The following is an 18967-nucleotide window of genomic DNA, read 5'->3' as shown; positions in this document are numbered from 1 at the left end:
GGACGCGTGACCAGGTCCGACGCGGCGTCCGTCCCTCCCGCCACCACGCGCTCTGCGGCCTTCTTCGATCTCGACAAGACCATCATCGCCAGGTCGAGCACGCTCGCCTTCTCCAAGCACTTCTACGGCTCGGGACTCATCAACCGCCGCTCGGTGCTGCGCAGCGCGTACGCCCAGTTCGTGTTCGCCCTCCAGGGCGCCGACGAGGCCCAGATGGAGCGCATGCGCGCCTATCTGACCCAGCTGGTCAAGGGCTGGGACGTCGACACCGTCCGGCAGGTGGTCGCCGAGACCCTGCACACCGTCGTGGACCCGCTGGTCTACGTCGAGGCGGTCGAGCTGATCGCGGCCCACCACGCGGCGGGCCGCGACGTCGTGATCGTGTCTGCCTCGGGCTCAGAGGTCGTCGATCCGATCGGCGCGATGCTCGGGGCCGACCACGTGATCGCGACCCGGCTCGTCGAGGCCGACGGTCTCTACACGGGCGAGATCGAGATGTACGCGTACGGCGAGCACAAGGCCGACGCCATCCGCGACCTCGCCGCGGAGCAGGGCTACGATCTCGTCGCCTCGTACGCCTACTCCGACTCCGAGACCGACGTCCCGATGCTCGCGGCGGTCGGCAACGCGTTCGTGGTCAACCCCGACAAGACGTTGCGCCGCGTGGCGGGCGAGGAGGGCTGGCCGATCCTCGAGTTCGCCCAGCCGGTCGCTCTGAAGTCGCGCATGTCGCTGGACTCCACCGGGAGCAAGGTGGCGGTCGCCGGGCTTGCTGCAGCGGCGGTCTCGGCCGCGGCGGGGGTGGCCCTGCATCAGCTGCGGCGACGCCGTACGGACCCCGACTGACTCCTCGGGCGTGTCGCGCCAGGGGCACGCCCCGCCCGAAGATTGTTATCCGCGAGGGGTAGCCGAACGAGGGTCAAGCAGGTACAAAGGAGACAAGAAGGCGGCAAGCCGGACACTCGGTACCCACGCGGCGACCTTCCCGTCCTAGAGGGATTCCGCTTACGGGAGAACCCATCGAGGCCCCGAAGTGGTACTACGGAGTTCAGGACGCTTGGTAACCGAGAACAAGGCGAACCGAGGACGCGTCATCTCTCGCAGATGGCGCGTCTGCCTTGTGCGCCGGTCAAGCCAGACGCGGTCACGCACGAGGGCCGGGGTGCCGCCTCACCCGCGACGTCGCGGACCCTTCGGCGGATCGACCGGCGCCGCCTCGGCACCGTCCGCGTAGGCCTGCGCAGCGTAGAGCAGCCACCGGTGCACGCCCGGAGTCCCGTCTGCCTCGTACTCGCCGAGGAGCTTGGCATAGCCCTGTCCCGCCGCGAGGTGTCCGGCCTCGGGGACCGTCAGGCTCGCCGGATCGACGCCCTTGGCCACGAGCACCAGCCGCTCGGCAGCACGGGCGACGACGGCGTTGTCGGACGCGAACGCTCCCGCGGTCGCGATCTCGGCGTGCACGACGGCCGCGACGAGCAGGCCGGGCGCCTCGGTCGGCGCGACGACCGCCTGTGCGAGCGTCCCGAGCCGGCGCGCCCCCTCGGGCGACACCGGACGGCCGAGCTCGTCGTCGTCGACGCGACCGCGCGCGACCAGGGAGTGGATGCGCGCGACAGCCTGCAGCGGCGCCCGGTTCCAGGTCGGGACCAGGCCGAGCAGCTCGGTCGTCATCCGTGCCACGGCCAGCGCGAGGGGATCCGCGTCTCCACGGCGCAGCCCGTCCGGGTCGTACGGGGCACCCTCGATCGCCGCGCTCGCCGCGGCCCCGAGCAGGAGCGAGTCGGCGGTCATCTCGGGGGTGCTGCGACGCAGGCCTCGGTCGCGCAGGAGCGAGTCGATCCCGTCGCGGGTCGCTGCGAACGCCGACGGGACGCCGTCGAGGTCGATCAGGGCGGAAAACGGGTCAGGCACGCCCTGCAGAGTACCTGGGCGTCCGATGTCCGTTGGTAGCCTCGGCCTTGTGGACAGGTCCTCGGAGCGTGCATCGGCGTACGACGGGTGTGCCGGCCAGTACGCGAACGCGCGGCCGTCCTATCCCGAGCGTGCCGTGCGGTGGCTGGTCGGTGACGAGCCCGTCCGCGTCCTGGAGCTCGGCGCCGGCCCCGGCCAGATGACCGAGGCGCTGCTCCGCGCCGGTCACGACGTGGTCGCGCTGGACCGCTCGGCCGAGATGCTCCGGCAGCTCGCCGAGCACCTCGAGGTCCCCGTCGCCCGGGGAGTGGCCGAGCGGCTGCCCTTCCACGCCGGCGCGTTCGACGTCGTCGTCGCCGCACAGTCGTTCCACTGGTTCGACCCGCTGCGCTGCCTGCCGGAGATCGCGCGTGTGCTCCGCACCGACGGCCATCTCTCCCTCGTGTGGAACACCCGTGACGAGTCCGTGCCGTGGGTCCGCCGCCTCACCTCGATCATCGACGCGGAGCCGGAGGACCTGGATGAGATCGCCGACTCGCTCCCCCTCTCAGGGCTGTTCGACCTGCCTGCGACGACGAGCTACGGGTTCTGGCAGCAGCTCGACCTCGATGCGCTGCTCGACCTGGTCGCCTCCCGCTCCTCCATCGCCGCGAGGCCGCCGAGCGAACGCGACGCCATCCTGCGTCAGGTCCGCGGGCTGTACGACAGCCACGCGAGCGGCCACAACGGGCTCCGCATGCGGTACGCGACACGCTGCTACCGCGCCGTCGTGCACAAGGACGCGCTCAACAGTCCGGACGCTCCGGGCCGCGAGTTCCACGTCGACCTCGGCTAGCTAGGGCCTCCCCGCAGGCGACTCGTCGCGTGTGCGCTCACGCTTGCGTCGCCGCTCGCCGATCCACGTGATGACGAGCGCGAGCAGACCGATGACCGCGAGGACGGCGATCGTACGGGCCTGACCCGACGTCTCGGGACCGCGGCCGACCCCGTCGACGCCGATCGCCGACCCGAGCAGCCAGCCGCCCACGACGAGCACGAGGAACCCGCCGACGGTGACCTTGACGACCAGGCCTCCGAACCGCGTGATCCACGACCCCGCCTCACCACCGACCAGCGCACCCGCGAGATACAGCGACCCGCCGACGCACATCGCGAGGATCGCCGTGATCGGGATGCCGTCCGCGGGGTCGGACAGGTCGTCGTACCCGCGCCAGAGGACCAGCCCCGCGAGCACGAGGGGGAGGGCGGCGAAGACAGCGAGTGCGGTGTTGGTGCGCCGCACCTGACCGTCTGACGCCGACTTGCTCACAGCCGCAGATCGTAGCCGACGAGGCGCTCGTCGCCGTCCGCTGAGAGCGAACGAGGGCGATTCCGGATAGCGCGGGCTTGGGTCACCCGCCTAGCGTGAAGGGGTGACCACGTCGCTCGCACCCGTCCCGCCCGCACCGGAGCCCGCACCGCTGCTTCGCCAGGCACTGGGTGACGCGCTGCGAGACGTTCGCCGGACCCGCGGTCGGACGCTGCGCGACGTGGCCAAGTCCTCCCAGGTCTCGCTGGCCTACCTCTCCGAGGTGGAGCGCGGCCAGAAGGAGGCCTCGTCGGAGATCATCGCCGCTGTGTGCACGGCGCTCGGCATCACGATGCTCGACCTGGTCGCCTCGGTCGCCCGCACGTACGCGCTGCACGAGGGCCACGGGCCGATCCGCTCCGCCGGTGCACCGCCGTGCCCGGTCGCGATGGCCGCCTGACCCTCGCGTGACGCCACCGCAGCAGCACGTATGGCCTGCTGTCGGTGCCCCGGTCCGTCAGGTCACGACGAAGTACGGCGGCCGCCCCCACTGGGAGTTCGACACGACGTTCGCCGGTGCGGACGAGCACGGCGCGTGGCTCTTCATGCCCCCCGGGTCGCGGATGGTCCGACCGGGCCGCGACGTGCGCACCGTGGTCGCGAGCCTCACCCTCGTCCCGCACACCGCGCCGTACGTCGCGACCTTCCATGCCGTCGAGGACGCCCCACCGGGTCGGCTCCGCTGGCGTCTCTATGTCGACATGACGACGCCCGCCGCGTGGGAGCGCCCTGACCGGGTGACGATGCTGGACCTCGACCTCGACGTGGTGCTCACCATCGACGGCACGGTCGAGGTGCTCGACGAGGACGAGCTCGCGGAGCACAGCAGCGACTACGGCTACCCCGACGACCTCGTGACGCTGGCGGAGCAGTCGGCACTCGACGTCACGGCCGCGATCCGCAGCGGAGCCGAGCCCTTCGGGGCGCTCGGCTGGGAGCGGCTGCGCGCCGCCAAGACGACAGGCTCCTGAACCCGGTCGTACGGCCGAGGTCAGGCCTGCGACCAGGCCCCGAGCTCGTTGCCGCTCGGGTCGAGGAAGTGGAACCGACGCCCGCCCGGGAACGCGTACGGGCCTTCGGTCACACGACCGCCCGCTGCGACGACGGCCGTGGCGCACCCCTCGAGGTCGTCGGCGTACAGGAGCACCAGCGTGCTGCCGCGCGTGACCTCGGCCGCGAGGCGCAGGCCTCCTGCCTCGTCGCTCCCGGACTCCGCGGGGGTGCGGAAGCCGGCGTACTCGTCGCCGTACGGGACGATCTCCCACCCGAACGCGTCCCGGTAGAACGCTGACGCGGCGGGAAGGTCGGTGACGGCGATCTCGATGTAGTCGACGGACCGCGGGACGAGGTGCTGGTGTGCAGGCATACGGCCACCGTCCCACCGAGGGCTGACAGGTCGCGAGCCCGCGGCGCTCCAGGGGCAGCGGTCCGGTCGTGCCGATCAGTAGGCTGGAGGGGTGCGATTCCTCAACGACCTGCAGCCGTCGGGCGACCTGACCTACAGCGACGTCTTCATGGTGCCGTCACGCTCCGACGTGATCTCGCGCTTCGATGTCGACCTCACGACGCCCGACGGCATCGGCACGACGATCCCGATCGTCGCCGCCAACATGACGGCCGTGTCGGGACGCCGGATGGCCGAGACGCTGGCGCGGCGTGGTGGCATCGCTGTGATCCCGCAGGACATCCCGCTCGACGTCGTCGCCCGGTCCGTCACGCAGGTCAAGGCGGCGCACCCCGTGTACGACACGCCGGTGTCCGTCACCCCTGACACGACCGTCGGCGAGGCGCTCAGCCTCCTCCCGAAGCGCGCCCACGGCGCGATCCTGGTCGTGGACGGCGACAAGCCCGTCGGAGTCGTCACCGAGCACGACGGTGCCGAGATCGACCGCTTCGCGCAGGTCCACGAGGTGATGAGCTCCGACGTCCTCGCGCTCGACGTCGCCGACGAGCCTCGCGCGATCTTCGACGCCCTCAGCGAGCGTCACCTGTCGTACGCGCCGGTGCTCGAGGACGGCGTCCTCGTCGGCGTCGCGACGAAGAAGGGGGCGCTGCGCTCCACGCTCTACACACCCGCGCTCGACCCGCAGGGCCGCCTCGTGATCGGTGCCGCGATCGGCATCAACGGCGACGTCAGCGGCAAGGCCAAGGAGCTCCTCGCGATGGGCGTCGACGTGCTGGTGGTCGACACCGCGCACGGCCACCAGGCCAAGATGCTGCAGGCGCTGCCGCTGGTCGTGGCCGAGCGCGACGCGTACGAGGCCGAGACCGGTCGCCGCGTCCCCATCGTCGCCGGCAACGTGGTGTCCGCCGACGGCACGCGCGACCTGCTCGAGGCCGGCGCCGACGTCGCCAAGGTCGGTGTGGGTCCCGGCGCGATGTGCACGACCCGCATGATGACCGGCGTCGGGCGCCCGCAGTTCTCGGCGGTGCTGGAGTGCTCGACCGCAGCAGCCGAGCTCGGCGGGACGGTGTGGGCCGACGGCGGCGTGCGCTACCCGCGCGACGTCGCGCTCGCCCTCGCCGCCGGTGGCGCGAGCGTGATGATCGGCTCGTGGCTGGCCGGCACCTACGAGAGCCCCGGCGACCTCCGCATCGGCGCGGACGGCCGCGCGTACAAGGAGTCGTTCGGCATGGCGTCCGCCCGCGCCGTCTCCAACCGGACCCGTGACGCGGCCGGCTTCGAGCGGGCGCGCATGGCGCTGTTCGAGGAGGGCATCAGCAGCTCCCGGATGTACCTCGACCGCGAGCGCCCGGGCGTCGAGGACTTGGTCGACCAGATCATCGCGGGCGTGCGCTCCTCGGCGACGTACGCCGGCGCGCGGTCGATCCCCGAGTTCGCCGAGCGTGCCGTGGTCGGGCTGCAGAGCACCGCCGGGTACGAGGAGGGGCGCCCGCTGCACGCGAGCTGGTGACGACGTCGGGTCGCGCGTCAGTCGTCGCCGAGGCCGCGCGCCGCGAGGGCGTCGCCGGTCTCCTGGGCGCGCGCGACGACACGGATGACGAACGGTGAGAGGTACGCCCGGGGCCGGCGCTCGAGGCCACGCGCCCGCGCCGCGTCCCGGGTCTCGACCGCGATCGCGATCGTGCCCGGGATGGCCTGGACGGCGAGCCCGACGGTGAGCGCGACGCGGTCCGGTTCGGCCCCGAGGCGGCGGAACGGCGTGATCCAGCGGACCAACGCGTCGAGCATCGCGTTGACCGGGGTCGTTGCCGTCAGCACGACGGCGACGAGAGCCAGCGCGAAGAGGTCCACCACCGTCTCGATCGCCCGGTCGGGTCCTTTGAGCCACCACTGGAACGCTGCGACGACGACCGCCACGAGAAGCACGCCGCGGGCCGCCCGGGCGAGCGCGGTGACCGAGACGCGCGCGAGCAGGGCGGCTCCGAGCGCGAGGGCGAGGAACACCCACGACGCGGGCATGCTGCGGACGGCGACGACGCAGAGGCTGAACACCGCCAGGGTGCTGACCTTCACCCCGACGGGGAGCCGGTGCACCAGGGAGTCGCCGGGCTGGTAGCTGCCGACGAGCTGCGGCGTGCTCACAGCCCGGCGCCCTCGCGCGCCTCGACGGACGCCACGTAGTCGTCGACGGCGGCGTCGGGCGCGCCGTCGTACCGGATCCGCCCGTCCTCGACAACCAGCACGCGGTCGCACCGTCGTGCGAGGTCGAGGTCGTGGGTGACGAGCACGAGCTGCTGCTCGAGCCCGAGCAGGACGTCGCCGACGCGGCGGGTGTTGGCGAGGTCGAGGAGGGTCGTCGGCTCGTCGGCGACGACGACGGAGGGCTCCACCGCGAGCACCCCGGCGAGCGCGAGCATCTGGCGCTGCCCGCCCGAGAGCGCATGGACGCTGGTGTCGGCGAGGTCGGCCAGCCCGAATGACGCCAGCATCTCGATCGCTCGTGCCCGACGAGCGGTCGCGCCCTTGACGTGCCGGCGCAGCGAGAGCTCGACGTCCTCGACGCACGTCGGCATCACCACCTGCGCGGCGGGATCGGTGAACACGAACCCGACGCGACGGCGTACGCGTGAGGGGTCCTTGGAGACGTCGACGCCGTCCACGACGACCCGCCCCGTCGTGGCGGTCACGAGACCGTTGACGAGGCGGGCCAGGGTGGACTTGCCGGAGCCGTTGGCGCCGACGACGCCGACGCGTCGCTCGGTCAGCTCGAGCGTCGTGGGCTCGAGGACGACCTTGGGACCGTGGGGCGTGTCGACGGTGACGCCGGCGGCGTCGAAGGTGAGGGTGGGCACGGTCAGGGGTGGAGCAGCTTCGGGAAGGCCCGGTGCACCTCGGCGGCGATGATCGCGACGAACGTCGTCTTGACCAGGTCACCCAGCCAGAACGGGGTGTCCCAGCTCGCGGCAGTGAGGAACGAGACGTCCTGGTGCAGCATCATGCCGATGATGCCCATCGGGTGGATCACCAGGATGCTGGCCGTGATCGAGCACGCGAACACCCACACCGCACGCGTCTTGCGCGTCGGCCCGGCGACGTACTTGACGAGGAAGCCGCCGAGCGCCGCCGCGAACGGGAAGCTGATCAGGTAGCCGGCGCTCACCCCGGTGAACGCGCCGAGCCCGGACGAGTGCTCGGCGAAGACCGGCAGGCCGATCGCGCCGAGCGCGAGGTAGAGCGACACCGCGGCGAACCCGCGGGCCGGGCCGAGAAGGCAGCCGGTGAGCATCACGGCGAAGGTCTGCAGCGTGATCGGTACGCCGGCAGAGCCGACGGGGATCGCGCCGATGTAGGCGCAGGCCGAGATGAGGGCGGCGAAGGCCGCGATGAGGGCGAGGTCGGTGGTCGAGAAACCGCGACGCTTCGTGGCTGTCGTGGCGGGCCGGGCGTCGGGACCGGCGGCAGGCCGGGCGTCGGGTTGCGCGTCGAGCGTCATGATCGTCTCCTGAACGGTGTTCACCTGAACGGCGTTCAGGCTAGCCGATAGGATGCGCGCATGGCCAACCGCCTCCATGACGTCGTCGACGGAGCACTCCGCGTGCTCGACACCCACGGGCTCGAGTTCCTGTCGATGCGCCGGGTCGCCGCAGAGCTCGAGGTGCAGCCGAGCGCCCTCTACCACCACGTCCCGAACAAGCAGACCCTGCTGGCGTTGATGGCCGACGAGATCCTGGCCCGCGGACGACGCGAAGAGCCGGCCGGCCCGTGGGACGAGCGTGTGGCGGCGCTGTGCGACGAGTTCCGTACGGCGATGCTCGCCGTCCGCGACGGCGCCGAGGTGGTCGCGACGGCGTCAGCCTTCGGCCTGGGCGCACACGAGCCCGAGCAGCGGCTGAGCGCTGCGCTCGCGGGCTTCGAGGAGGACGTCGCGGTCTCGGGCGCCCGGACGATCATGCTCTTCGTCCTCGGGCACGCCTCTGCGCGTCAGATGCACGAGCAGGCGAGCGCGACGGGCGCGATCGAGTACGACGGCTCGATCGGGTCGGCGGAGTCCTTCGACCTCGGGCTCGGGCTGATCGTCTCCGGGCTCAGGGCAGCGTCGCCGGTCGGGGTGTGAGGTTTCGACTCGCTCCGCTCGCTCAACCAGCGGAGGGTCGGCTCGGCTCGCTCAACCAGCGGAGGGTCGGCTCCGCTCGCTCAACCAGCGGAGGGTCGGCTCGGCTCGCTCAACCAGCGGAGGGTCGGCTCCGCTCGCTCAACCAGTGGGTCGAGCTAGCGCATCATCTCGCTGAACGCCGACGTCGCGGCAGGCGTCGGGGTCGGCCCCACGACGATCTGGCTCGCGAGCCGGAAGACCTCGATGAGGAGACGATCGAGGGTGTCGACGAGAGCAGCCTCGTTGGGCGTGCTGCTGCGGAACAGCTGGTTGTCGACGTTGCGGTGGGCCTCGACCCAGCCGATGGAGGACCAGGCCTCGGCGACGGTCGTCGCGACGTCGCCGCGGTAGTCGCTCGTCAGTCGCAGGCGCGCGCCGCCACGATGGCTGAAGATCACGATGCGCCGCATGGACGAAGGGCCCTTCGTGGTGGCCTCGTGGATGATCTGCCAACCGGGATACGCGGTCACGTTGCTCTCTTCTTCGTCGTGGGTCGCCCGAACGACCATGTTGTTCTACCGCCCCCGGTGCGCGTCATCCTAGCCCCCCGCACGCCGCCGTCCTACCCCTGCCCTCCCCGTGACGTAGGTCACGTGAAGATCCGCCGATCGCTGAGATTTCAGGAAGGTAACAGCGCGGTTCCGCCGCCCCGCCCGTGAACCCGGTCACAAGCGCCCGAGCCCGCTCGACTGCCGCGCGGACGCCGTACGCACCCGCCGCCGGTCGCAGGATCGGTGCCGTTTGTCGAACACCGATGCACCGACGCGAGCGCCAGGTGTGACCGGGGGCACAATGGTCGGCGGAACGCTGTCGAGACCAGAGGAAGTGCCGTGGGAAAGTCGCTGTCCAACCTGTTGCACGAGAACCGCCGCTTCGAGCCACCCGCCGACCTCGCGGCGAACGCCAACGCGACGGCCGAGACGTACGCGGTCGCGTCCGAGGACCGGCTCGCCTTCTGGGCGGACGCTGCGCGGAGGCTCGACTGGGACAAGCCGTTCACCGAAGTCCTGGACTGGTCCACGCCACCGTTCGCGAAGTGGTTCGCCGACGGCACGCTGAACGCCTCGTACAACTGCGTCGACCGCCACGTCGAGGCAGGCCGGGGCGACAAGGTCGCGTTCCACTGGGTCGGCGAGCCCGCGGACGACACCCGGACCCTCACGTACGCCGAGCTGCAGGACGAGGTGAGCAAGGCGGCGAACGCGATCGAGGAGCTCGGCGTCGAGGCCGGCGACCGCGTCGCGATCTACATGCCGATGATCCCCGAGGCCGTGGTCTCGATGCTCGCGTGCGCCCGCATCGGCGCCGTCCACACCGTCGTGTTCGGCGGCTTCTCCGCCGACGCGCTGGCGAGCCGCATCGTCGACTGCGGCGCCAAGCTCGTCATCACCGCCGACGGTGGCTACCGACGCGGCGCACCGTCCGCGCTCAAGCCGGCGGTCGACGAGGCCGTCGCCAAGGTCGAGGCCGAGCAGTCCGGTCTGGTCGAGAACGTCCTCGTCGTGCGCCGTACCGGCCAGGACGTCGCCTGGAACACCGACGTCGACGTCTGGTGGCACGAGGTCGTCGACGAGTCCTCCACCGACCACAAGCCCAAGGCGTTCCCTGCCGAGCACCCGCTGTACGTCATGTACACGTCCGGCACGACGGGCAAGCCGAAGGGCATCCTGCACACCACCGGCGGCTACCTGACGCAGGCGGCGTGGACGCACTCGGCGGTCTTCGACCTCAAGCCCGAGACCGACGTCTACTGGTGCACCGCCGACATCGGCTGGGTCACCGGCCACTCCTACATCGTGTACGGACCGCTGGCCAACGGCGCGACGCAGGTCCTGTACGAGGGGACGCCCGACAGCCCGCACAAGGGCCGCTGGTGGGAGATCATCCAGAATTACGGCGTCACGATCTTCTACACCGCGCCGACGGCGATCCGCACGTTCATGAAGTGGGGCGCCGAGATCCCCGCCGAGTACGACCTGTCGACCCTGCGCGTCCTCGGCTCGGTTGGCGAGCCGATCAACCCCGAGGCGTACGTCTGGTACCGCGAGACGATCGGCGGCGGCCGTACGCCCGTCGTCGACACGTGGTGGCAGACCGAGACCGGCGCGATCATGATCTCCCCGCTCCCGGGCGTGACCGCCGCCAAGCCCGGCTCAGCGATGACGCCGATCCCCGGCATCAGCGCCGACGTCGTCAACGACGAGGCCGAGCCGGTCCCGAACGGGTCGGGCGGCTACCTCGTCCTCACCGAGCCGTGGCCGTCGATGCTGCGCACCCTGTGGGGTGACGACCAGCGGTTCATCGACACGTACTGGTCGCGCTTCGAGGGGATCTACTTCGCCGGCGACGGCGCCAAGAAGGACGAGGACGGCGACATCTGGCTCCTCGGCCGGGTCGACGACGTGATGAACGTGTCCGGCCACCGGCTGTCGACGACCGAGATCGAGTCGGCCCTGGTGTCGCACCCGAAGGTCGCCGAGGCGGCGGTCGTGGGGGCCGCCGACGACACAACGGGTCAGGCGGTCGTCGCCTTCGTCATCCTGCGCGAGTCGGCAGGCGACGGCGGTGAGGAGATCGTCGCCGACCTGCGCGCGCACGTCGCGAAGGAGATCGGGGCGATCGCGAAGCCGAAGTCGATCATGGTGGTGGCCGAGCTGCCCAAGACCCGATCGGGCAAGATCATGCGCCGCCTGCTCCGCGACGTCGCCGAGAACCGCCAGGTCGGCGACGTGACCACGCTCGCCGACTCCGGCGTGATGGACCAGATCAAGACCGGGATGGACTCCTCCTCCGAGGACTGACCAGCCCGCGCCGCGCTCGCGGCGGTGTCGGACGTCATCCGCGTCCAGGGTTCCGACCCACCGTCCGGATGACGTCCGGCCCCGCGCGCACGGCGGGCCGATCACCTCGGCGAGGCCCGATCCCCTAGGCTCGTGCCGACCGCACTGCAGCGCCGAGGAGTCGTGATGTCACACCCAGGAGCCACAGGACCCGCGGACGACGCCGAGCCCACCATCGGCCGGCTCGTCTCCGACATCAGCCGCGACATGTCGACGCTGGTGCGCAGCGAGATCGCGCTGGCGAAGTCCGAGCTGCGTGTCAGCGCGAAGTCGGGTGCGGTGGGTGCCGGTCTCCTCGTCGCGGTCGCCGTGCTGCTGCTGTTCGTGATCACGATGCTGTCGATGGCCGGCGGGTTCTTCTTCGCCTGGATCTTCGACCGCGCGGTCCCGCTCGCGTTCACCTGGGGCTTCCTGGTCATGACCGGCGTGTGGATCCTGGTCGTCCTGATCTGCGCGCTCCTCGGGATCCGGTTCCTCAAGCGGATCAAGGCACCCGAGAAGACGATCGCGACCGTCCAGGAGATCCCCGCGGCCCTCAAGGGACACAGCGACGCCGGCACGGAGATCACCCTGCCCCCGTCGGCGACCGCATCCGTCACCGCCGCCAAGCAGGGCGCCGGCAAGCACGTCAAGCCCTGATCCGCGCCACCAACCCGACGATCACGGCCAACGCTCCCGCCACACCGACGGCGATCAGCCACGTCCCGAACGACGCCAGGGCGGCGTCGTGGAGGCGCTCGGCGAGCGCCTGGCCATAGCCCGTACGACTGGCGACCTCACCGACGAGCCAGTCCCCGCCGGTGATGACGACCACGGCCTCCGCGACAGCGACGGCGATCAGGCCGCCACCCAGCCACGCGAGCGCGGTGAGGCGCCGGCGGGCGATCAGGATGCTGACGACTGCGAGAGCGACGCCGATCACGAGCAGCGGCAACGACCAGGAGGACCACTCCCTCACCCGGTCGAGCCGGTCACGCTGCTCCGGCGTGCCGACCGCGACCACCAGGTCGCCTGGTGCGCTCAGCTGGGTGCCGAGCCGGTCGTTGACCGTGCCCACGACCAGGTCGACCATCGGCGTCAGGTCGACCCCGAGGCGCCCGTCGAGCTCCGCAGGAGGGATGTCAGTGACGTTGATGCGGTGGGTGAGGACGTTGGCCTGCGTCCATGCCGCGCTGAAGCCCGGAAGGTCCGTCATCGAGTCGGCGACGCTGTGCACGACGGGTTCGGCGACCCGTCCGGCGACACCGTCGAGACCCGCGCGGGCGATGACGCCGTCCGCGACGGTGTCGGCGAGCGCCTCGCGGAACTCTGGATCATCACCCAGGGGTCCGGCGAGCTCCACGAACCCCGACTCGCTGACGACGTTCCGCTCGAACCACAGACCGGGCAGCGCGACCGCGGTCGCGACGAGGGAGAGGATCCCGATCAGGCAGGAGACGACGGCACGCATGGCCGCAGCCTATTGCGCGCCGGGGCCGTCACGGGCTGACGACGCGGTCCACCAGCCACGCGGTGCCACTGGCGTCGCGACTCATCGTGACGAGGTACTCGCCGGCGGTCGTCGGCACCGCGACGCGGGCGTGGGCGTCGGACCCGCTCAGCACCCGTGCATCGCCCTCCGGCTTCGCGGGCTCGAGGATCGACGGATCCATGAACGACAGCGTCGAGACGCCGACGGTGGACATCGCGGGTCGCAGCTCAGCCGCCCAGTCCTCGATCTTCACGTCGGGGCGCGCCCACAGCACGACGATGCGGGAGGCGGACTCGGTGGCGATCTTGTCGGCCTCCTTGGACCCGAGGGATCCCACCTTGGTCGACTGGGTCGACTGCGAGGACTCGTCTGGGGCATCGCCGTCGGTGTTCTCGCCGCCGCACGCAGAGACGCTCAGCATCAGGAGGACAGCGGCAGCGAGCAGGCGGGGCTTCACAGGACTCCTTCGGCGACGGACGGACCGCGCCATTATTGCGGTGACTGTCGGCAGGAACGAAATCCGCGTCCCAGGAGGCCCGCGAGGATGTGGCTGCACTCACACCGTCGTCACGCACAGCTGCCGGTGTTGACCGTGTCGTCGGCCTTCGCGCCCGCTCGGGCCGCGTCGCCGACCTGGTCCGCGGTGAGCGCGTAGCCCGTGGACGAGTCCGAGATCGACGCCGCGAAGACGACACCGAGGACGCGACCCTGCTCGGAGATCACCGGGCCGCCGGAGTTGCCGGACCGGACGAGCGCCCGCAGCGAGTAGACCTCGCGAACCACCTCGGCGGTGCCGTAGATGTCGGGGCTCCGCAGGCGCTGCTGCGATCGGATGCGCGCCGCACGCGCGTCGAAGGGCCCGTTCTCGGGGAAGCCGAGCACGGCCGCGCTCTCCCTCGGCTCGGCCTCGGGGTCGAACGACAGCGCACGTGCGCGCAGCCCCGGCACCTCCAGCACGGCGACGTCGAGGGAGGGGTCGTAGTAGACGACGCGCGCATCGAGCTTCTTGCCGCGCACGGTGACCGTCGGGTCGTCGACGCCCGCGACCACGTGCGCGTTCGTCATCACCCGCTCGGGGGCGAAGACGAAACCTGAGCCTTCGATGCCGCGGTCACACTCGGCGTACCCGGTGATGCGAGCGACGCTGCGGCGCGCCGCCTGCACCTCCGGTCGCGCGAGCACAGCCTGGTCGGGGGCCTCGACCGGCTCGATCGTCTCGTCGGCGAAGGGCTCGAGGTAGCGCGGGAAGAGCGTCGCGTCGACCACCGTGTCGAACGAGTGCAGCGCCGAGCGGACACCCTGCGGCATCACGGCGTCGACCGCTGCCAGCGTCGTGGAGCCCCGGACCGCGGTCGACGCGCCCGGGAGCTGCGAACCCGAGATCGCGTAGCCGAGCGCCCAGCAGACCACCAGCGCGGCCGTCGCACTCAGCACCACCCCTCCGGCGGCGTCGAGCGAACGTGCCGGCGGGTGGGTCACGCGCTCGCGGAGACCGTTGCCGAGGTGCGCGCCGATCGCCTGACCGGCCGACGCGATGACCAGCACGATCACGACCGCGAGCAGCGAGCGGCCGATCCCGTGGTCGACGCGGCTGAGCACCAGCGGTGCCACGACGAGTCCGACGACGCCGCCTGCCAGCAGACCGAGCATCGCGGCAGCGCCGGCGACGAACCCGCGGAGATAGCCCAGGACGGCGTACGAGATGACGACGACCACCACGACGACGTCGACGAGGGTCATCGGCGTCGTCCGCGGGCGGCGTCGGTCTCGATCTCCTCGACGAGCGGGTCGCGCGCAGAGCCGGGGTAGGGCACGATTCGGTCGGTGTCCCACGGGCGCTCCCAACCCGCGGCGCGGAACAGGCGCGACACGATGCCGGCGGTGAAACCCCACAGGATGAGGTCGCCGTTGACGGCGAACCCGGGTCCGAGCCAGCCCGACGGGTGCGAGACGGAGAAGCGGTTGGCCGGGTCGGTGAGCTCGTCGACCGGGCTGCGGAATACGGTCTCGACCTCGGCCGGATCGACCGCGCCCACCGGGGACGGTCGTCGCCACCACCCCAGGACCGGCGTCACGGCGAAGTTGCTCGGAGGGAGCCACAGCCGCGGCAGCGATGCGAACACGTCGACCCCGTCCGGGTCGAGGCCGACCTCTTCCTCGGCCTCGCGCAGCGCGGTCGCCACGGGGCCGCCGTCCTCCGGGTCGGTCGCGCCCCCCGGGAACGCGATCTGCCCGGCATGGGAACGCATCGCGTGCGCGCGCTCGGTGAGCAGCAGGTCGGGGCCGGACTCGCCCTCGCCGAACAGCACCAGGACCGCTGCAGGCCGCGCGGTCGCCGGTGCCTCCGGCATCGACGGCGACAGGAAGCGCGGGCTGTCGATGCGACGGCCGACCTCCGCGACAGGGCGCAGCCAGTCGGGCAGGGCGTCGTCGGCGACCAGCTCACGGTCGTACGCCATCAGGACCTCCTCATGCCAGGTCGACGCCGAGGTGTTCCTTGACCAGCGACCGCAGCTGATCGTACGACGTGATCGGAACCCGCTCGGTGGCGACGACCTCGCCGGCCGCATCCACGAACACCGTCTGCGGCAGGCCGACGACACCGAGGTCCTTGGCGACGGACTGCTCGGGGTCGGAGACCAGCGGATAGGTCACGCCGGTCTCCTTCGCGAGCTCCAGCGCGCCCGCAGGGTCGGGGTCGCGGAAGTTGATGCCGAGCACTGCCAGCTCGTCGCCGGCCTCGGCATGGAGCCGGGCGAGGTGCGGGAGCTCGTCGCGGCACGGCCCGCACCACGTTGCCCAGACGTTGATCACCGTCGGAGTTGCGGGCAGACCCGGCAGGCTGACCGGCGCGCCTCCGCCGAGGCACTCGAGATAGACGCCCGGCAGGCCGCCCTCGACCGCGCCCCGTCGACTCGTCCGCGGGCAGTCCTCGATGCCGGCGTCGGCCTTCAGCGCCCGCAGCTCAGGGGTGTCGACCACGCTTGAGCCAGCGGCGTCGGACGTCGGGCCTCCTCCGTCGGCAGGCACCAGGTCGTCGCCGCCGCAGGCGGTCAGCGCCAGGACAGCGCCGAGGAGCAGGACGGGCAGCGCCAGGCGCCGCCGTGCACCGGCACGACCCGCGCCGGGCACGGGCGTACGACTCATGCCCGCCCCTCCGTCCGGAGGAGCTTCGCCGCCACCTCGGGATCGGTCGGGCCCTCGCCGTACGACGGGCACCACCGCGCGATCGAGCACGCACCGCACGCCGGCTTGGTCGCGTGGCAGCAGCGCCGGCCGTGCCAGATCAGCCGCTGGCTGGCGAGCGTCCAGTCCTTCTTGGCGATGAGGCGGTCGAGGACCATCTCGGCACGCACCGGATCCTTGAGCGCAGCAGCGTCGAGCAGCCCGAGGCGCCTGCCGACGCGCTGGACGTGGGTGTCGACCGGGAACCCGGGGATGCCGAAGCCGTTGCCGAGCACGACGTTGGCCGTCTTGCGTCCCACCCCGGGAAGGGTCGTGAGGTCGTCCATCCGCGGCGGCACCTCGCCGTCGAAGTTGTCCACCAGCGCCGTGGCGAGCGCGATGATGCGCTCGGTCTTGGCACGGAAGAAGCCGGTGGGCTTGATGATCTCCTCGACCACGGCCGGCTCGGCCTCGGCGAGCGCACGCGCGTCCGGGTAGCGCGAGAACAGGGCAGGCCGGATGCTGTTGACCCGGCGGTCGGTCGTCTGCGCCGAGAGGACGGTGACGACGAGCAGCTGGAAGGCGTCGTCGAAGTCCAGCTCGATGTCGGCGTCAGGGTAGGTCTCGGCGAGCACGCGGTCGATCTTGCGGGCGCGCCGCACGTCCGACGTCTCCGGAGCGGGAACCTCGGGGAGTGCGGGCTTCTTGCGGCGGGGGGTGGACGGGCGCCCGGCGGTGGTCTTCGGCACGCAGCCAGCGTACGGGGCGCGGGGGACACGCAGGGCGCTGTCGGTGGCGCCGAGTTGGCCGGATGAGGGACACTGGACGTGCGTGACTATTTCTTTGGTCAAGGAGAACCCGTGGACAACGACGTACTTCGGCAGGCACCGCTCTTCTCGGGCCTCGACGACGAGGCTGCCGAGTCGCTCGGCTCGCAGATGTCGTCGACGCGCCTGCGGCGCGGAGACGTGCTGTTCCACGAGGGCGACGAAGGCGACCAGCTCTACATCGTCGCCGACGGCAAGATCAAGCTCGGGCGCAGCTCGGCTGACGGCCGTGAGAACCTCCTCGCGATCCTCGGCCCCGGCCAGATGTTCGGTGAGCTCTCACTGTTCGACCCGGGCCCGCGCTCGGCGACCGCGACCGCGGTGACCGACTCGGAGCTCACGAGCCTGAGCCACGACGACCTCACCAAGTGGCTCAACGACCACCCCAACGTCTCGCGGGCCCTCCTCGGCCAGCTCGCGTCGCGTCTGCGTCGCACCAACGACGTCGTCGCCGACCTCGTCTTCTCCGACGTCCCGGGCCGCGTCGCGAAGGCGCTGATCGACCTGTCGCAGCGCTTCGGCCGCAAGGCTGACGACGGCATCCACGTGCACCACGACCTCACTCAGGAGGAGCTCGCCCAGCTGGTCGGCGCCTCCCGCGAGACCGTCAACAAGGCGCTCGCCGACTTCGCGATGCGCGGTTGGCTCCGCCTCGAGCCGCGCTCGGTCGTCATCATCGAGCCCGACCGCCTCTCCAAGCGCGCCCGCTAGCCCCCCTTTCCCGCTCGCGAGTCACCGCTCCCGCCTCGCGAGTCACCGCTCCCGCCTCGCGAGTCGCGGCCCCCGCCCCGCGAGTCGCGGCTCCCGCCCCGCGAGTCGCGGCCTGTGGATGCGGGAACCTCCGGCGTCCCTGTGGACGGCGCGCACGGCGATGGTGGCGTCGACGCTTCGATGGGCGGATGCCCGATCCCCTCAACGAAGGACGCCCCTTCTTCAGCCGTGACTACGCCGCGGTCGGCTTCTCGAGCGATCACGCGTTGCGTCGAGCGATCAACGAGAAGCGTGTTCGACCGGTCTTCAAGCACGTGTACGTTGACGCGGCCGTCCCTGACACCCGGATCCTCCGGCTCCGCGCCGTACGCCTCGTCACCCCGCCGCACGCGATCGTCAGTGACTGCTTCGCCTCCTGGCTGTGGGGAGTCGACTCCTTCCGGCCCAGCGATCGCCACCTCCTGACACCGACGCTGGTCGTGCCCCACGGGCAGAGTCGCGTGCGAGCCCCGGGCGTCTCCTGTCGCCAGGCGATCCTCCCGGACACGGACGTCACCGAGTTCGAGGGGATCCTCGTCACGACGCCGGTCCGTACGGCCTCGGACCTGCTGCGCAGGATGTGGCGACCGTACGCACTCGCTGCCGCCGACGGGATGCTGCGAGCGGAGTTGTACGAGCCGGCCCACCTGTACGACTACGTGATGGCGCTCAACGGGTTCCGTGGAGCACCGCAGGCCCGAGAACTCGTCGGCCTGATCGATCCGGGAGCAGCGTCGCCGGGAGAGTCGTGGCAGAGGCTGCGGGTGATCGACGCCGGCTTCCCGCGTCCGAAGACACAGATCCATGTGCTCGACGAGTGGGGCCGCGACCGCTACTTCGACCTCGGATACCGCCACTTGCTGATCGCGAGCGAGTACGACGGTCGCGAGCACCACACGACCGACGACGACACGGATCACGACAGCGAGCGGCGCGGCTACTTCGAGCGCCGGTACGGCTGGCGCTTCGTGATCGGCACGCGCGAACGCATCTTCGGGACCGATCCCGCGTTCGAGTACGAGCTCGGCACGCTGCTCGGCATGTCACCACGCCCGCGGACATGGTGACTCGCGGGCACGGAACGGTGACTCGCGAGC

23 protein-coding genes are annotated in these 18967 nt (G+C 71.3%); 10 read left to right on the top strand and 13 right to left on the bottom strand.

The genetic code is table 11. The features are described 5' to 3' along the window. Positions 1–6 precede the first annotated feature (6 nt). Entirely contained in the window at positions 7–846 is an 840-nt protein-coding gene (locus GH747_RS04430; RefSeq protein WP_149768305.1) for an HAD family hydrolase, read from the top strand. Between the two features lie 324 nt (positions 847–1170). Here GH747_RS04430 and GH747_RS04425 read toward each other — a convergent pair whose 3' ends face one another. Next, positions 1171–1911 (bottom strand): oxidoreductase, encoded by a 741-nt coding sequence (locus GH747_RS04425; RefSeq protein WP_228552769.1) that lies wholly within the window; start codon positions 1909–1911, stop codon positions 1171–1173. A 49-nt stretch (positions 1912–1960) separates the two neighbouring features. Between GH747_RS04425 and GH747_RS04420 the strand changes: the two genes are divergently transcribed. After that, positions 1961–2746, top strand: a complete 786-nt coding sequence (locus GH747_RS04420) for a class I SAM-dependent methyltransferase (RefSeq protein WP_163695289.1) — start codon at positions 1961–1963, stop codon at positions 2744–2746. Here GH747_RS04420 and GH747_RS04415 read toward each other — a convergent pair whose 3' ends face one another. Beyond that, positions 2747–3220 (bottom strand): hypothetical protein, encoded by a 474-nt coding sequence (locus GH747_RS04415; protein WP_149768302.1) that lies wholly within the window; start codon positions 3218–3220, stop codon positions 2747–2749. It abuts the gene before it with no gap. A 103-nt stretch (positions 3221–3323) separates the two neighbouring features. On the opposite strand from GH747_RS04415, the gene GH747_RS04410 reads away from it, so the two are divergent. Together GH747_RS04410 and GH747_RS04405 are read left to right on the top strand one after the other, a co-directional pair. Then, a complete protein-coding gene (locus GH747_RS04410) occupies positions 3324–3659 on the top strand; it encodes a helix-turn-helix domain-containing protein (protein WP_149768301.1) in 336 nt (111 codons plus the stop codon). Positions 3660–3666: 7 nt separating this feature from the next. After that, the gene (locus GH747_RS04405) at positions 3667–4230 is read left to right on the top strand and encodes a ribonuclease FAU-1 family protein (protein WP_149768300.1); all 564 of its coding nucleotides are present in this window, start codon (positions 3667–3669) and stop codon (positions 4228–4230) included. 20 nt (positions 4231–4250) lie between these two features. On the opposite strand, the gene GH747_RS04400 is transcribed toward GH747_RS04405, so the two are convergent. Beyond that, complete coding sequence (locus GH747_RS04400) at positions 4251–4625, bottom strand: VOC family protein (RefSeq protein WP_149768299.1); 375 nt, start codon at positions 4623–4625, stop codon at positions 4251–4253. A gap of 91 nt (positions 4626–4716) precedes the next feature. On the opposite strand from GH747_RS04400, the gene GH747_RS04395 reads away from it, so the two are divergent. After that, complete coding sequence (locus tag GH747_RS04395; protein ID WP_149768298.1) at positions 4717–6174, top strand: GuaB1 family IMP dehydrogenase-related protein; 1458 nt, start codon at positions 4717–4719, stop codon at positions 6172–6174. Between the two features lie 17 nt (positions 6175–6191). On the opposite strand, the gene GH747_RS04390 is transcribed toward GH747_RS04395, so the two are convergent. The 3 genes from GH747_RS04390 to GH747_RS04380 are packed head-to-tail and all read right to left on the bottom strand — an operon-like array spanning position 6192 to position 8181. Then, a complete protein-coding gene (locus GH747_RS04390; RefSeq protein WP_149768297.1) occupies positions 6192–6806 on the bottom strand; it encodes an energy-coupling factor transporter transmembrane component T family protein in 615 nt (204 codons plus the stop codon). Continuing rightward, positions 6803–7516 carry an energy-coupling factor ABC transporter ATP-binding protein gene (locus GH747_RS04385; RefSeq protein ID WP_149768296.1) on the bottom strand — a complete coding sequence of 238 codons (714 nt, stop codon included), beginning with the start codon at positions 7514–7516 and terminating at the stop codon, positions 6803–6805. The genes GH747_RS04390 and GH747_RS04385 overlap by 4 nt, the downstream gene beginning before the upstream one ends. 2 nt (positions 7517–7518) lie before the next feature. Further along, positions 7519–8181: a biotin transporter BioY gene (locus GH747_RS04380; protein WP_228552768.1), complete on the bottom strand. Its 663-nt coding sequence runs from the start codon at positions 8179–8181 to the stop codon at positions 7519–7521. 36 nt (positions 8182–8217) lie between these two features. Here GH747_RS04380 and GH747_RS04375 point away from each other — a divergent pair, with 36 nt between their 5' ends. Further along, a complete protein-coding gene (locus GH747_RS04375) occupies positions 8218–8778 on the top strand; it encodes a TetR/AcrR family transcriptional regulator C-terminal domain-containing protein (protein WP_149768295.1) in 561 nt (186 codons plus the stop codon). A 155-nt stretch (positions 8779–8933) separates the two neighbouring features. On the opposite strand, the gene GH747_RS04370 is transcribed toward GH747_RS04375, so the two are convergent. Then, the gene (locus tag GH747_RS04370; protein ID WP_149768294.1) at positions 8934–9287 is read right to left on the bottom strand and encodes a hypothetical protein; all 354 of its coding nucleotides are present in this window, start codon (positions 9285–9287) and stop codon (positions 8934–8936) included. 360 nt (positions 9288–9647) lie between these two features. Between GH747_RS04370 and acs the strand changes: the two genes are divergently transcribed. Both acs and GH747_RS04360 read left to right on the top strand, forming a co-directional pair. Further along, positions 9648–11618, top strand: a complete 1971-nt coding sequence (gene acs / locus GH747_RS04365) for an acetate--CoA ligase (RefSeq protein ID WP_149768293.1) — start codon at positions 9648–9650, stop codon at positions 11616–11618. Between the two features lie 165 nt (positions 11619–11783). Beyond that, entirely contained in the window at positions 11784–12296 is a 513-nt protein-coding gene (locus tag GH747_RS04360; RefSeq protein WP_149768292.1) for a phage holin family protein, read from the top strand. On the opposite strand, the gene GH747_RS04355 is transcribed toward GH747_RS04360, so the two are convergent. The 6 genes from GH747_RS04355 to nth form a co-directional block, all read right to left on the bottom strand. Then, the gene (locus GH747_RS04355; RefSeq protein ID WP_149768291.1) at positions 12286–13107 is read right to left on the bottom strand and encodes a hypothetical protein; all 822 of its coding nucleotides are present in this window, start codon (positions 13105–13107) and stop codon (positions 12286–12288) included. The two genes, GH747_RS04360 and GH747_RS04355, sit on opposite strands and share 11 nt — an antisense overlap. Positions 13108–13135: 28 nt before the next feature. After that, the gene (locus tag GH747_RS04350; protein WP_149768290.1) at positions 13136–13585 is read right to left on the bottom strand and encodes a hypothetical protein; all 450 of its coding nucleotides are present in this window, start codon (positions 13583–13585) and stop codon (positions 13136–13138) included. 110 nt (positions 13586–13695) lie between these two features. Further along, the gene (locus GH747_RS04345) at positions 13696–14868 is read right to left on the bottom strand and encodes a MarP family serine protease (RefSeq protein ID WP_149768289.1); all 1173 of its coding nucleotides are present in this window, start codon (positions 14866–14868) and stop codon (positions 13696–13698) included. Further along, positions 14865–15587, bottom strand: coding sequence for an NUDIX hydrolase (locus GH747_RS04340; protein WP_149768288.1), 723 nt, complete (start codon positions 15585–15587; stop codon positions 14865–14867). The genes GH747_RS04345 and GH747_RS04340 overlap by 4 nt, the downstream gene beginning before the upstream one ends. A 10-nt stretch (positions 15588–15597) precedes the next feature. Next, on the bottom strand, positions 15598–16275 hold the full coding sequence (locus GH747_RS04335; protein ID WP_149768287.1) for a TlpA disulfide reductase family protein: 678 nt from the start codon (positions 16273–16275) through the stop codon (positions 15598–15600). After that, on the bottom strand, positions 16272–17042 hold the full coding sequence (nth, locus tag GH747_RS04330) for an endonuclease III (protein ID WP_149768286.1): 771 nt from the start codon (positions 17040–17042) through the stop codon (positions 16272–16274). The genes GH747_RS04335 and nth overlap by 4 nt, the downstream gene beginning before the upstream one ends. Positions 17043–17153: 111 nt before the next feature. On the opposite strand from nth, the gene GH747_RS04325 reads away from it, so the two are divergent. Next, positions 17154–17831 carry a Crp/Fnr family transcriptional regulator gene (locus tag GH747_RS04325; protein WP_149768285.1) on the top strand — a complete coding sequence of 226 codons (678 nt, stop codon included), beginning with the start codon at positions 17154–17156 and terminating at the stop codon, positions 17829–17831. 188 nt (positions 17832–18019) lie between these two features. Then, positions 18020–18937, top strand: coding sequence for a hypothetical protein (locus GH747_RS04320; RefSeq protein ID WP_153816613.1), 918 nt, complete (start codon positions 18020–18022; stop codon positions 18935–18937). The last annotated feature ends 30 nt before the right edge of the window (positions 18938–18967 follow it).

Source organism: Mumia xiangluensis (assembly GCF_010994095.1).
GTDB classification, from domain to species: domain Bacteria; phylum Actinomycetota; class Actinomycetes; order Propionibacteriales; family Nocardioidaceae; genus Mumia; species Mumia xiangluensis.
The sequence above is the reverse complement of the archived record's forward strand: the minus strand, read 5'-3'. Positions and strand labels throughout refer to the sequence as shown.